This window comes from Nostoc sp. C110 (genome assembly GCF_043099725.1).
GTDB classification, from domain to species: Bacteria; Cyanobacteriota; Cyanobacteriia; order Cyanobacteriales; family Nostocaceae; genus Nostoc; species Nostoc muscorum_A.
In genome coordinates this window covers 299,956-314,250 of sequence record NZ_CP171137.1, presented here as the reverse complement: position 1 = coordinate 314,250, position 14,295 = coordinate 299,956, and the positions used below count along the sequence as shown (strand labels likewise).

The following is a 14,295-nucleotide window of genomic DNA, read 5'->3' as shown; positions in this document are numbered from 1 at the left end:
GAGTATGTCCAGCGAAAATCAAAGGGTTTCCAACTCAGAAACTGATGCTTTTTTTGTCTTTGCAGACAATGATGATACGTTTATTTTTGCAGATGACAATGGCGGACAACCAATCAATGAAGTTGATAGGGGTTCCCAAGCGGTTCCAAACTCTCCACCAACACCTGTAGCACTTTGGAAAATCTTGATTGTGGATGACGATGTATTAGTCCATCGAGCCACAATTCTGGCACTCGAAGATTGCACTTTTGAAAGTAAACCTCTAACGTTTCTCCATGCCCACTCTGCTACAGAAGCAAAGTACTTAATCCAGACACATCCCGATACAGCGTTAATTTTGCTGGATGTCGTTATGGAAACAGATAATGCTGGATTGCAAGTGGTTCAGTATATTCGTGCAGAATTGCACAACCACCAAGTACGAATTATTTTACGCACAGGTCAGCCTGGAGAAGCGCCGGAAGCCTCAGTGATTCTGGACTATGATATTAACGACTATCGGCTCAAAACAGAACTGACACGACAAAAGCTGATTACAGTCGTGATTTCTTCCCTTCGTTCCTACGGTAATATCCTCAAAATAGAGAACCAAAATTCTGAACTAACCCTAGCCCTAGACCATCTTCAACAAACTCAAGCTCAACTAATTCAAGCAGAAAAAATGTCGTCTTTGGGAGAAATGGTTGCAGGCGTTGCTCATGAAATTAACAATCCGACAAACTTCATTTATGGCAACCTGTTTCATACAGAAACTTATGTGCAGTCTCTGTTAAAACTCATCAAAACTTATCAAGAAAATTATCCTACTCCAGTGGAGGCGATCCAAACTATAGCAGAGTCTATTGATTTACCATTTTTAATGGAGGATTTACCTAAACTATTCGACTCAATGCGAGCTGGAACTGAGCGTATTAAACATATTGTTGAATCACTGCGTAACTTCTCCCGCTTAGATGAAGCGGGAATTAAGCCAGTAGACATTCACTCCGGCATTGAAAGCACTCTGTTAATTTTACAACACCGGCTCCAAGCTAATGCTAATTGCCCAACGATCGCCGTGATTAAAGAATATGGTCAACTGCCTTTGGTTAACTGCTATGTCGGTGCCCTCAATCAGGTATTTATGAATATCTTGAGTAATGCAATTGATGCTTTGGAAATGGGGACTAGCAAGTGGGGAATCACAAGTGAAACATTTTCCCTCCCGACAATTCGCATTCGCACTGAAATTTCTCCTCCTGATAGAGTGCTGATTCGCATTGCTGACAATGGTCTAGGCATGAATGAATCAACACTTAAGAGAATATTTAATCCTTTTTTTACCACCAAGCCTGTGGGCAGTGGTACGGGTTTGGGATTATCGATTAGCTACTCGATTGTAGTGGAACAACATAGAGGTCATTTAACCTGCTCTTCCGCACCAGGCAAAGGTACAGAGTTTGTAATCGATATTTTTATTTAAAGTTGAGTACCCTGTGTGGATTTTGGGGCAGTATCTCTCACAACTGGGTTTGTCTACAACGATAGAAGGATTGCTCAGAAGTCAACACGTCGACACAAGCGAACATTACGCTATTGTCGGCGGCAGACAATGACGATTACAGCTTTATTGACTAGAATTTTCAACCGGAGTCATTGCAGACTTGGGGTAAACGTGGTTTTGTCATCAACGTAGAAATGCGGCGTTATCGAGAATCTGTGCTTGCGGGTTTGGTCGAAGATGGCTACACCATTATTGATGCCGACGATGCATCAGATGATGAAAGTGGGGCAGTAATCGACTCGGTTAAGGCGGCATCTGTTGAGTTGTATGCTGCGGAGTGTGAAGCGATCGCACAAGCTGATGAACTCTCTGGGGCTGAACTCAAGAAGCTGCAAGACAAACCTGCCAAAACTAAAACTGAACGACACCAGCAGCGTAAGGCTGAATTATCCCGTCGTTATGAAGTTGATGTTACCCCTGATTTGGTAGAGAAAGATGACGACGGCTGGTATCCTCAACTGAGAATGCACTACTATTTGACGCTAGGGCGAGAGTTTTTGACCAACCGTGATGCGAAACGGGCTAAGGCGCAATTAGAGGCTGGGGAGAATTCAGTTTGGAAACCAGATTTTAACAAGGGGCAGCTATTACCTGCTGTACTGTTACTCGAAAATCTGAATCTATTGCAGTTTCTCACGCCAGACGTTCAGTTACGTGGCAGCGACGAGAAGATGCAGGAATTTAAGGCACTGGCTGTAACGCATCGGCACGTTATCAAAAATTACTTGAATGTCAGCATATCGGAGAAACTGACCCCGGTGGCGATCGCACAGAAATTACTTGCGAAGATTGATTTGAGGTTGAATTACGTTGGTCGATTGGGTAAGCGTGAAAATCGAGAGTGCGTTTACCAGTTTGTTGCACCTGATGATCAGCGTGATTCAGTTTTTGGGCAGTGGTTAAATCGGGATGAAGTATTTCAAAGTGATTCGGTGTCAGTCACTAATAATAATAATAATAATATAAGTACAACTACACCAGTCATTGACACCACTCCCCAAGATATTCCTCAAACACTCACGCCAGTGGAAAGTCCGACTTTCCAAGGATGGAGGGGGCTGAAGCTGAAATTGCGCCAAGGACTCGACAGTGCTGGTCAATTCTACAGTGAGTTAGTCTCCAAAATTGGCGAGGCTGTTGGGGTTGCTGATGGTGAGCCAATATGAAATGGATACTTGGGGCAGTGGCAGGTTGCTGTTAACTTTGCTGACAGATGTACTTCTGTGCTGTGTGATTGGGTCGAGTGTATGGGGTGATCTTAGCAAGGTGCATTCGTCCGCCCAGGAACATTAGCGTAGCCCTAGTAGTTCGCCAAGTAAACTTGGCGGGGTAAAGGGGAAAGGGGAAGGGGAAAGGGAGAAAGCCCTTACCTCTTACCCTTTACCCAGCCATCACGCAGCATTTTTGGGTTGGCAGACTACTAGCGTTTGGTCAAGGATGCAATCCCGCAGATAAGATAAGGCTTTAGAGGTTGCCCTTAAACTGTTATGATCTTGTTAACTTGACAGTGACTCAAAGCAAATTATTACTAACCACCACTATAAGCATGAAGCATCTGTCGGATTACAACTTCTTTGACCCAGAACTGCTTGTGTGTCCTTATGAATTTTACAAGTTGGCTCAGGAGCAAGCACCAATTATGGAACTACCAAGTCCCAGAACTGATGCCAAGCTCTTTCTTGTTACCAGCTATGACTTAATAAACGAAATCCTTAAAGATACAGGAGTATTCTCCAGCAATTTCTCTACTTTACTGGCAGGCATTGAAGAACAAGATAATGAATTGCAGAAAATCTCTGCTCAAGGTTGGCCTCAGATGAACACCCTGCTCACAGCAGACCCGCCAGAACACGAGCGATTCCGAGCGCTAGTGAATAAGGCATTTAGCTCGTCGCGTGTGAACAAAATGCATAATTTGATTGAGCAGATTGTTGATGAACTTATTGACTGTTTCATCACGAGGAGCAAGTGTGAATTTGTCAGTGAGTTTGCCGTCCCTTTACCTGTCAAAGTTATTGCTCAACAATTAGGTGTGCCGCCAGAGGATCTGCCAAAGTTCAAAAAATGGTCTGATGCTTTTATTGCGCGTCTAGGTCATCTACTTTCTAGAGAGGAGGAGATCGAGTGTGCTAAAGATGTTGTTGCTTTCCAACATTATTTTCATGATGTCATTGAGTCACGCAAAAAACAGCCGGAAGATGATTTGATCACCGACTTGGTACAGGCAAAGATGGCTGGAGAACGAGCGCTCGACACTGCTGAACTGCTAAGTATAATTCAGCAAATACTAGTAGCAGGTAATGAGACGGTCACTAGTGCCCTTACAGCTGGGATGTTGTTGCTGACAAAGAATCAAGAGCAGATTGGGTTGCTACAAGCAGATCCTTCCCTGCTAGAGAATTTAGTGGAAGAAGTTTTACGGATGGAAAGCCCCACAGCCGGAATGTGGCGAGTTGTAACGCAAGATACAAAACTCCAAGACATCGATCTCAAAGCTGGGTCTTTAGTGATGCTTCGTTTCGATGCCGCTAACCGCGACCCCAGAAAATTTCAGGAGAGTGAGCGTTTCGATGTCCGCCGCCATAATGCAAGTAACCACCTATCTTTTGGTCATGGTATTCATTTTTGTTTAGGTGCTATGCTTGCTCGTAAGGAAATGCACATCGCTTATAAAAGGTTGCTGCTACGGATAAAGAATATCCGCTTGGCATCAGAAGGATACCAATACTTACCAAACGTACTCATGCGTACACTGAAGCACCTCTATATTGAGTTTGACAAAGTGTGATAGTGGCAATCAGAAAACTGTATTTCATATTTCTCATCAAGAATAGAACTAGAATTTATATAGCACTTACAGGAGATCGGTAAGCCTGTCATAATTCCCATCTCCTATCAGAGGCTTGCACTCGCATAGGAAAGAATGAGTATAAAAAGCTCAGTTTTGCTAAGATAATAGGTAAAAGGATAACAACAATGGAAACCTTAGAAAATTATCAGTTAATTCTAAAAACGGGTAAAACTACAATAGAAAAAGCTCTAGAATTGTTTGATGCTTTTGAACCCGTGAATTTAGATTTTATGTTTGGTCGTTGGCAAGGGTCTGGACTACATACAAATCATCCAATGGATGGTTTATTAGAAATTTCTAATTGGTATGGAAAAGAATTTATAGATGCTGAAAATGTTCACCCTTTGTTATTTTTAGATAGTCAGGGGAAGATTTTTCCAGTTGCGCCTCATCCGACTTTAATGAACTGGGTTTTGAAGTTACCGATACCCAAAAATAATTCTCTCAAACCGTTACTAGGATCAATTAATTCTTTACTCAAAACCGATAAAAGCCAAGCCAGACTGAGAATGATGGAGTACAGAGGCAAAGTCACGGCTACTATGATTTATGATTATTTGCCAATCAATGATTATTTTAGAAAAGTAGATAAGAATACTGTGTTAGGAATTATGGATTATAAGAACCTAGCTCAACCTTTCTTTTTTGTTCTCAAACGATGCTTTTAGCCTTTGGCGGATAAATAGCTTGAGACTGAGATTCTTTCCGTAGACCTCCTTAAATCGCTCACGGCTTTCAACAACAATTCTTCCAAGGATACTAGAGAGCGGTGTAGGTCATTCCTCACAAAGCTCACCCGATTAATTGCAGATATGGATTGGTTTTATTTTGGGTTAAAATTCTTCGTCTAAAGAGCTAAGTACATCTGCTAAATCTCTTGATCCATGAAATACCCACCCGCATTTCAATGGTAGTATCCTCAAAAGAATAGAAAATCAGATAATCCCGAAAATCCTTGATCCGCCATTGTCGGATTTTACCCAATCTCGATTCCACCAACCGCGTTACCTTTCCCATCTCAGGAGTCTTTGACAACTAAGCAAAGGTTAATTCCGCAGCATTAAGAATTTAACTGCTGCATCCGTATTCCCATTAACCAATATATAATTTGCCAAATGTCGTAAATCTTGCGTTGCCCGGTCTTTGACAATTAACCGATAGTTCATGTATCGTTTTGGTTCCCCATGCTGTTCTGACCTAAAACGGTAGAACGCAAATTCTGCCAATATTCCGGTGTTACTTCCTGCCCAAGAGAATCAATACCCTCTTTCAATAGTCCTTCTAACTTCACTTGTGCCTTGCGTTTTTGGTCTTGTTGTACCAATGAGAGAAAATATTCGCCGATGCTAATGTAAGCACCTGTCATCACTTGTGCCTCTACATAAACGCGCACCTCATCAGGTATGTCAATACTGATATTCATTGGCGTTCCTGTATAACTCCCTTCATTATTTTAGCTCACAGTTTTCATGCGACATCAAATTATAGCCAATCCCTTCTAATATGGCGATCGCCCCATACCATATCTGGATGATCGCCCCTATTCTCATGAAGCCCTTGTTGCCGTTTTATAATGAAAGGATGCAAAAGCTTACCATCACCCGACCTGACGATTGGCATCTGCATCTCCGCGACGGTGCAGCACTGAAAGCGGTTCTGCCCTACACGGTGCGTCAGTTTGCCCGCGCGATCATCATGCCGAACTTGAAGCCCCCTATCCGCTCGGTGGCAGATGCGGCTTGCTATCGCGATCGCATCCTCGCCGCCATTCCAGAGGGACAACAGTTTGAGCCATTGATGACGCTCTACCTCACCGACAACACCAGCCCCGACGACATTCTCCGGGCGAAAGAATCCCAATTTATCAAAGCGGTCAAGTACTACCCAGCCGGTGCAACGACCAACTCAGACTCCGGTGTGACGGATATTCAAAAGGGTGATCGCGTCTTTGAAGCGATGCAGCAGGTGGACATGCCGTTATTACTGCACGGGGAAGTGACCGATAACGATGTTGATACTTTTGATCGCGAGAAGGTGTTTATCGAGCGACATTTAATCCCTCTCAAGCAGCGATTTCCCAACCTGCGGGTGGTGCTTGAGCATATCACCACCTCTGATGCGGTGCAGTATGTCCTGTCTGCCAACACCATCGCAGCAACAATTACGCCACAACATTTGTTGTTTAACCGTAATGCCCTGTTCAAAGGCGGCCTTTGCCCCCATTTTTATTGCCTGCCCATTTTGAAACGGGAGGAGCATCGTCAGGTTTTGTTGCAAGCGGCAACATCGGGGAATCCGAAGTTTTTTCTAGGTACTGATAGCGCTCCCCATACCCGCACCAGCAAAGAAAGTTCCTGTGGCTGCGCGGGATGCTTTTCGGCTCTGCACGCCCTTGAGTTGTATGCCGAAGTATTTGAAAGCGTGAAAGCCCTGGATAAACTGGAGGCGTTCGCTAGCTTCTATGGCCCAGATTTTTATCAACTGCCGCGTAATACCGAGCGAATTACCTTGTCCAAAACGACTTGGCGCATTCCTGATGAAGTTCCATTTATGGAATCTGGGCTTGTACCTTTGGGGGCGGGGCAGGAAATGACATGGCAAATGGTATGACATTCGCATTGTGCATCAGCCATTGTAGAATCTGGCATGGTACAAGAGCTACTCAGTACGCTGACGAGTGATGAAAGGTGGGGGGTGATGGTTGAGTTTGAGGAGGTTTACCCCGATGGATTTGCTCAACTGGTGGACAGAGCGCCTAATTGGGTGGAGTGGATGGCGTGAATCATCTGTTGATTGCCGTGTTTGGCAGACAATTTTTTGTTACTCAACGGTCAATACAATATAAACTCTGTAACCCACAGCGTACACCCGATCTCAGCCCCAGCGATCGCCGTTTCTACGTCAATTGAAACAAGTTTATTTAATTTTGAGAGATTAATCAAAGATTAATGACATATTAAGTTGAAAAACGGTTCTTCAAAAGTAATTAACACATATCCTTTGACATTTCGCAAACACTCACCCTGATGGAAAGTGCTGTTATTCAAGGTTGGAAGGGACTGAAGCTGAAAATGCAGCTTTGACTTGACAGTGTTGGCTCTTTCTACAGTTGACGGGAGCAAGTTTGTTTTAGCTCAAGATTGAACCTGAACCAACTTCCCACTGATGTTTGAGCAATTCTTGATAAGTCGTTTCCCTTATCATCATCTGCTTATAGAGCATCTGCAAAAACTCTTGAGCTTGTTCACGGGACATCTGCTCCACTTGATCAGAAAAAGTTCTCAGGCTAAATTCTTGTTCTAAAGATAATTCAATGGGTTGGTTCATAGCTTTTATTTGAGTTTGCTAAGTTAAGCAAATATTGTTTTATATAAATAAATGTTACGATAACTTTACAAAAGATGAAGGGGTGTAAACCGTACCGACGTAGGTTAGAAATACTGTCTCTGCTGCTGAAAACCTTGATACAACTCCATTGTGGCAACCAAAGTAAAAACTTAAGTTCTAAAGTTTCTTACTAAGAGCTTTTTAAAAGCATTATTCGCCTCTGCTTGCGGCTGGCGATCGCCAGCTGTAGGCGAAACAGCGCCATCGCTCAAAAGAAGAGATGGGCAATACAATTCTTTTTTTGGGCAAGAGTGGTGAGCGTCGAGGCGCGATGCTGGAGTTTGAGATGTGGAGACGACAGATTTGCTCAACTGCTGACAGATGCCCCACAGTGGACTGAATGGATGGCGTGAGAAAGTTGCGATCGCTTACCAAAAGGCTTTGCATTGAGCAAAACAGATGCGAGATGCTAAAAAATAGCACCCCGCAAACCTGACCACTTGGTTGGCTTGCAAAACGCTAACTCGGATTAACCAACCACAAAATTGTTGTTGGTTAGTGACAATCCAGTAGATAGTTGTGCGAATTGTACTTGAGCAAAAGCACTGCCACTGCCATCTTGGTCAAAGAACAATCCACCTATAGTGCTGTCATAGATAAATCGCTGACTGCTGGTAGTTGCAGATGCTCCGATGATAAACTGACTTATTTGAAGTGAACCTGTTGATAACCCGCCAGCAAAACCAGCAGCCGATACCTGAATCAGTTCATTAGCGGCGTTCAAGTCATAAATAGTATCGAGTCCTTCATTGTAACTATTGAAAACAAAAGTATCATTACCATCCCCTCCATAAAGGATATCATTACCGCTCCCACCGATGAGGATATCATTGCCATCGCCCCCAGAGAGTAGGTTATCGCTTAATGAAAAAATAGTCTGTAAGTAATCGTCACCAGCACCACCAGAGAGTAAGTTAGGGACTTCTGAAAAGTCAGCATTTAAGGTATCGTTACCAGCGCCACCGTTGAGGGTGTTATTGCCAGAAGTAGGATAATAATATTGGTAAAACGAACCAGAGGTGGAGAGAAAATCATTGCCATCGCCCCCAGAGAGTGAGTTATTACCTTGTGAAAAGTCAGCACGCAAGGTATCGTCACCAGCGCCACCGTTGAGGGTATTATTACCAGAGGTGACAATCAATCCGGTGTCAAAGTCTAACAAGCCAGAAGCCGAGAGAAAATCATTGCCATCGCCCCCAGAGAGTAGGTTATTAGCTGATGGAGATGAATAATCTGCACGCAAGGTATCGTCACCAACACCACCATTGAGAGTGTTATTGCCAGACGTATAGCCTGCTAAATAGCTTCCGTAGTTGCCGCGCCCTTCCAATGCGCCAGAGGTGGAGAGAAAATCATTGCCATCGTCCCCAGAGAGTAGGTTATCACCTGTTGGATAATCAGCACTCAAGGTATCGTCACCAGTACCACCAATGAGGGTATTATTTCCCGTACCACCCCTCAGTATGTCGTTTCCACTCTTGCCGTCAATGATGTCATTACCCCCCTGACCATTGATAACATCATCTGAGTTGTCAAAACCTTTGACATTATTGTTTAGGTCGTTAAGGAAAGTAACTGTGTTCTTGTTGAAAATAGTGCTTTGGGTAGAGTTAGCATTGAAGACATCAAAGCTGTCTGTGATGCTAGTTTGCCCACCAAACAGGATATTACCGACTTGGGCTAAATTGTCTAAGTTTTCCAGGGCAAAGTTTTGCAGGATTATTTTGGAAAAAAACGCCGTTTGAAAAGTGATTTCTAAGTTATTACCATTTTGAGTTAATAGCAGATTTCTGGCAGTGAAGGTAAAATCATCTTGAAATTGCAAGGTGTCTAAGGAGGCGAGCGTCGCATCTAATGGGTTTGAGCCTTTACCAATGCCACCAAAATCGGTGATGGTAATGGTACTATTGCCCGTATAATCATACTCAAAAATAAATTTATCCTTGCCGCCGCCACCAGTCATCGACATATTGTAACGATCGCCATTGGGACGACCAAAATAACCATAGAACGTGTCATTCCCATTGCCACCATCTAAGGTGTCCCCCGCATCACCAATGAGAGTGTCATTGCCATCGCCCCCAGAGAGTAAGTTATTGCCTCTCGGATAGTAATCCCCATTAATATATTCTCCAATGAGAGTATCATCGCCCACCCCACCAATGAGAGTATCATTCCCCGCACTACCCCTTAAAAGGTCGTTGCCACCCTTGCCGTCAATGATGTCATTACCCCCTTGACCATTGATCACATCATCTGAGTTATCAAAACCGTTGACATTGTTGTTTAGGTCGTTAAGGAACGTGACTGTGTTCTTGTTGAAAATAGTACTTTGGGTAGAGTTTGCATTCAAGACATCAAAGCTATCCGTGATGCTAGTTTGCCCATAAAATAGGATATTGCTCAAGTTGACAGTAGCATCAGTAGATTTGCTGAGGTTTTCTAGGTTTTCCAGGGCAAAGTTTTGCAGGATGATTTTGGGACTATCCCACACGTCAAAGGTGATTTCTAGATTGCTGCCATTCTGGGTCAGCGCTAGATTTCGAGCAGTAAAACCATAGTTCCCAACAAAATTTAGGGTATCTACTTCAGCAATGACTGCTGCTGAGGGGTTTACACCTTTACCTACTCCACCAAAATCGGTGATAGTATAATAAGTATTATCGTAGTTGTAAATGTCATTACCACCTCCACCAGTCAGGGTGTTGTCGTAACCGCCATTGGCGTACAAGGTATCATTACCCTTCGTTCCAATAATATTTGCCATACTTTTACTTCCCTCAATCGATTTTTTCAGTAATTTCAGTTTTGAAGATAGCTGTAGTGGGACTTAAACAAAAAGTAGCCAGAAAAGAGCCTAAAACCTATATGCCGATGTGTATTTTCCTTACCTTGCATGGGTTTCAGGCTTGTTTCTGCCTCAAAAATGTTTAAGTTGCGTTAGTGCTGTTTCAGGCACAAACGCCTCCTAAAATTTGATGTTGTCGGCATACTTTTCTTCGTCACCTTTGGAAAATATTACTATTTCTCAAAAATTTAGCCATAAAAGAATGGCTTGTAGTAACCTGACACTGACCATATACTATCGTATTTACTTAGATGTCTTTGTTTCCAGACACATCTTTGCATATTCTTCACATTATTTACTGATAAATTTACGTAAAAATATTTTGATTTATGTATTATTAATGTACAGTTTTTTCCTCTTGCTAAAGGCTATTATCAATTGGATAGCGTTTGTAACCAAAGAATTTGCGATCGCAGACATTACTGCTTCTGCCTCCAAAGCACAGATCAATCACATGACCTTTGTTCTCAAAAATTCTCCAATCCTTGAGATTATATAGAATGTTACGTATATCCCTACGCTTTATTTTCGAGCGGTAGTTAAATCGGGATGAAGCGTCAAACCAATTTGCAATTGATAATTCGCAATTCGCAGTTAAAACAATTGCGAATTGCGAATGGGCGAAAAAGCGGATTGTTTGGTGTCAGTCAGCAATAATATAAGTACTACTACACCAGTCATTGACACCACCCGCCAGGATATTTCTTAAACACTCACGCCAGTGGAAAGTCCAACTGTCCAAGGATGGAAGGGGCTGAAGCTAAAAATGTGGGAAGGATTTCACATCGGTGGTCGGTTCTACAACCAGTTAATCTCCAAGGTTGGCAAGGCTAAGGTTTTTTAATTCAAAATGCAAAATGAATTTTGAATTGGAGCGAAGCGACTCGCCTTACTGGAACGCATATCTAAGGCAATGGCTCTCTTTGGGTTAACTTTGGGAGCGAGTGTAGGTCTGTGGTGTGCGATTGGTTGATAGTGGTTTAATTGTAGATACATTTGGAAGGAGATTCCACAATTAAATGAGTCGTCAATTCATATCTTCTGGTTCTATCTTTGAGCAAGAAATTGCTTATAAGAGAGCAGTTGTTGATGGAAACTGGGTTTTTGTTTCTGGTACCACGGGTTTTGATTACAGTTCGATGACCATATCTGATGATGTTGTAAAACAAACAGAGCAGTGTTTTAAAAACATTAATGCTGCACTAACAGAGGCAGGACTGGTAATGCGGAATTAATCTATACAAATCTACGTAACTAGATTTGTATAGATTAGTTGAGTTAATTAACCAGCAGGAGTTACAAAAATATTGGTTGCACTAAAAGCTAAACCTGGAGAAAGCTGTGCAAATTGGAATTGAGCCATTCCACCAGCTCCATCGTAATCAAAAGAGAGAATTCCTGTACTATTGTTGTAGATAAATCGGTCATCATAATCGATCGCTTGCGAACCTATTACAAAGCAATCGCTGCTGAGAGTACCCCAAGCTAATCCAGAGCCAAATGGGGAGCTAAAGTATATTGTATCTTCTGACACATTGAAATCTTGAATAGTATCAATACCAGCATCTGCTCTATAGTAGAACTTAAAAGAGTCCAGTCCGCTTCCTCCAGTTAGAGTATCAGTGCCACCTTGACCTTCAAGGTAATCGTTCCCTGCTCCGCCAACAAGTTGGTCATTACCACTTTGCCCATAAAGATCGCCATAAAGATTATCGTTGCCATCTCCTCCATCGAGATAGTCGTTGCCTAAATCTCCAGATAAGTTATCACTGTCTGCTTCACCATAAAGAGCGTCGTCTCCATCGCCTCCATTGAGGTAATCAGTACCAAAGTATCCCAACAAAACATCATTACCTGCATCCCCAAAAAGTTGATCGTTACCATTCCAACCATCTAAATTATCGTTACCAGATGCACCACGAAGAGCGTCATCACCATTATCTCCAAATAAGATATTGTTTGCTTCGTTGCCAGTAATTGAGTTATTGAGTTGATTACCAGTTCCTCTAACAGTTAATCCGAGCAATTGTAAATTTTCTACATTTGCTCCCAAGGTGTAATCAACGTTTGCACGAACGGTATCAATTCCCTCGTTAGCATTTTCTATTACAATGTCATTGTTATAGTAAGAAAGGCTAGAAACAATATAAGTATCATTTCCCGAACCCCCATACATATAATTGATGCCATCACCTCCATCAAGGTAATCATCGCCAGCACCCCCATAGAGATTATCGTTACCTCCTTCACCATAAAGGCGATCGTTTTGATCGCCTCCATTAAGAAGATCGTTCCCGTACCAGCCAAATAAGATGTCTTCACCCGATCCACCAAATAGCTGATCGTTTCCATCGCCTCCATCAAGGTAATCATTACCACCACCGCCATTCAAGGTATCATTGCCGCTATAGCCATACATTTGATCGTTATATACTGTTCCTTGAAGGTTATCATCTCCAATTCTAATACCCCCAAATATAAACAGCTCAGAACCTTTAATAATTGCCATATTTAGAACTCTTGAAAAACTTCAACTTTGAATATAGAAACTAATCGGGTAAAACTAGGGGAAAGAAAAATAAAATAGCAGATATCTATTAAAAGGCGATAAGCAATAAGAAAATTCCCTTCATCATCTTGTTTTCCCGCAGTAATCTAGATTTGCAACGTATCATTGCAGTACATCTGTCCGCAAGGATTTACACATTGGTACAATAGCTACTTTTTGGTAAATATGGCTCTAAATCCTGATTCTAATGATTCTCAATTGACCTACTTTCCTCAACCAGCGCTTGAACGGATTGCCAAGATGAATCTGTTTGACACCAAATGCGCTGCTCATCAAATGCTAGAAATCATTGCCAATAAATGGACAGTTTTGATCGTTTATGCGCTGACTCAAGGCAAAAAGCGATATGGCCAACTCAAACAACAGATTGTTGGTGTATCGCCGAAAATGCTGATTCAGAACCTGCGAAATTTAGAGCGCTATGGGTTGGTTGAGAGAGAGGTGCATCTATCCGTCCCCCTAAGAGTCGAATATTCACTTACTCCACTGGGGGCTTCTCTAGTGGAGCCATTGGCAATATTGGGTGAGTGGGCATATCGACACATTACATCACATTATTTGCCGAAAAATGTACATACAAATACTGAGCTTTGTATATTCTTTACATTCTTCCCCTTTCTAAGCAATATTTTCTCTAAATCAGTAGTTGAACAATAAAAAAGCGATAAAGAATACATAATTTTCTTTTTGAATGTTGCGATCGCCTCGCCATTCTCACGCTCATGGAGCAATCATTCTACCGCGTGGTTGATGCGTCATCGGCTGGAACTTAGGGCAGTCTTGATGGATCTGATGGCTGGGGTTGAGATTCAAAATTTAATGTTCGGTATAGAGCGAGATCGCCTATTCTGCCCCTTGCAAAACGCGATCGCGAATTCTAATGGCTCAATTACCTCCATCTGTGCGCCAAACCCCAGCACATAAGCACAAGCCGCTTCCTCTATATCAAACCTCAGCCAGACGCGAGTCTAGCCATCGGCATCGGGCGAGTCAATCTGTTCTATTCGGGCAAAGTATCCGGCATAGCGTAACTGAGGCATAGCCTCTGGAGCAACACGTACCGTCACACGTTTTTTCTATTCTCCATGATCTCAATT

General features: G+C 42.6%; 13 protein-coding genes and 2 pseudogenes. 10 read left to right on the top strand and 5 right to left on the bottom strand.

Annotation, left to right across the window (positions count from 1 at the left end):
- The first annotated feature begins 4 nt into the window (after positions 1-4).
- From ACFFRD_RS01605 to ACFFRD_RS01590, 4 genes are all read left to right on the top strand, one after another.
- Entirely contained in the window at positions 5-1,462 is a 1,458-nt protein-coding gene (locus ACFFRD_RS01605) for an ATP-binding protein (protein WP_392476014.1), read from the top strand.
- 173 nt (positions 1,463-1,635) lie between these two features.
- Positions 1,636-2,709, top strand: a complete 1,074-nt coding sequence (locus ACFFRD_RS01600; protein ID WP_392476013.1) for a hypothetical protein — start codon at positions 1,636-1,638, stop codon at positions 2,707-2,709.
- 380 nt (positions 2,710-3,089) lie between these two features.
- On the top strand, positions 3,090-4,331 hold the full coding sequence (locus ACFFRD_RS01595) for a cytochrome P450 (RefSeq protein ID WP_392476012.1): 1,242 nt from the start codon (positions 3,090-3,092) through the stop codon (positions 4,329-4,331).
- A 188-nt stretch (positions 4,332-4,519) separates the two neighbouring features.
- On the top strand, positions 4,520-5,062 hold the full coding sequence (locus ACFFRD_RS01590) for a DUF4334 domain-containing protein (protein WP_392476011.1): 543 nt from the start codon (positions 4,520-4,522) through the stop codon (positions 5,060-5,062).
- A gap of 494 nt (positions 5,063-5,556) precedes the next feature.
- Here ACFFRD_RS01590 and ACFFRD_RS01585 read toward each other — a convergent pair whose 3' ends face one another.
- Positions 5,557-5,817, bottom strand: coding sequence for a type II toxin-antitoxin system ParD family antitoxin (locus ACFFRD_RS01585; RefSeq protein WP_392476009.1), 261 nt, complete (start codon positions 5,815-5,817; stop codon positions 5,557-5,559).
- A 158-nt stretch (positions 5,818-5,975) separates the two neighbouring features.
- Between ACFFRD_RS01585 and pyrC the strand changes: the two genes are divergently transcribed.
- Genes pyrC through ACFFRD_RS01570 form a run of 3 tightly spaced genes read left to right on the top strand, consistent with a single transcriptional unit; the run spans position 5,976 to position 7,303 of the window.
- Positions 5,976-7,004: a dihydroorotase gene (gene pyrC, locus ACFFRD_RS01580; RefSeq protein WP_392476158.1), complete on the top strand. Its 1,029-nt coding sequence runs from the start codon at positions 5,976-5,978 to the stop codon at positions 7,002-7,004.
- Between the two features lie 36 nt (positions 7,005-7,040).
- Positions 7,041-7,175, top strand: coding sequence for a hypothetical protein (locus ACFFRD_RS01575; protein ID WP_392476008.1), 135 nt, complete (start codon positions 7,041-7,043; stop codon positions 7,173-7,175).
- On the top strand, positions 7,172-7,303 hold the full coding sequence (locus ACFFRD_RS01570) for a hypothetical protein (protein WP_392476007.1): 132 nt from the start codon (positions 7,172-7,174) through the stop codon (positions 7,301-7,303). Before ACFFRD_RS01575 ends, ACFFRD_RS01570 begins: the two co-directional genes overlap by 4 nt.
- A gap of 220 nt (positions 7,304-7,523) precedes the next feature.
- On the opposite strand, the gene ACFFRD_RS01565 is transcribed toward ACFFRD_RS01570, so the two are convergent.
- The 3 genes and pseudogenes from ACFFRD_RS01565 to ACFFRD_RS01555 form a co-directional block, all read right to left on the bottom strand.
- Positions 7,524-7,721, bottom strand: coding sequence for an NblA/ycf18 family protein (locus ACFFRD_RS01565; RefSeq protein ID WP_392476006.1), 198 nt, complete (start codon positions 7,719-7,721; stop codon positions 7,524-7,526).
- Between the two features lie 210 nt (positions 7,722-7,931).
- Positions 7,932-8,168 carry a hypothetical protein gene (locus tag ACFFRD_RS01560; protein WP_392476005.1) on the bottom strand — a complete coding sequence of 79 codons (237 nt, stop codon included), beginning with the start codon at positions 8,166-8,168 and terminating at the stop codon, positions 7,932-7,934.
- 82 nt (positions 8,169-8,250) lie between these two features.
- Positions 8,251-10,548 (bottom strand): annotated as a pseudogene (locus ACFFRD_RS01555) (beta strand repeat-containing protein); the annotation flags it as partial.
- A gap of 1,100 nt (positions 10,549-11,648) precedes the next feature.
- Here ACFFRD_RS01555 and ACFFRD_RS01550 point away from each other — a divergent pair.
- Positions 11,649-11,861, top strand: a pseudogene (locus ACFFRD_RS01550) (Rid family hydrolase); the annotation flags it as partial.
- Between the two features lie 50 nt (positions 11,862-11,911).
- Here ACFFRD_RS01550 and ACFFRD_RS01545 read toward each other — a convergent pair.
- Entirely contained in the window at positions 11,912-13,138 is a 1,227-nt protein-coding gene (locus tag ACFFRD_RS01545; protein WP_392476004.1) for a calcium-binding protein, read from the bottom strand.
- Between the two features lie 225 nt (positions 13,139-13,363).
- On the opposite strand from ACFFRD_RS01545, the gene ACFFRD_RS01540 reads away from it, so the two are divergent.
- Positions 13,364-13,855 (top strand): winged helix-turn-helix transcriptional regulator, encoded by a 492-nt coding sequence (locus ACFFRD_RS01540; protein WP_392476003.1) that lies wholly within the window; start codon positions 13,364-13,366, stop codon positions 13,853-13,855.
- A 30-nt stretch (positions 13,856-13,885) separates the two neighbouring features.
- A complete protein-coding gene (locus tag ACFFRD_RS01535) occupies positions 13,886-14,122 on the top strand; it encodes a hypothetical protein (RefSeq protein WP_392476002.1) in 237 nt (78 codons plus the stop codon).
- Positions 14,123-14,295 lie beyond the last annotated feature (173 nt).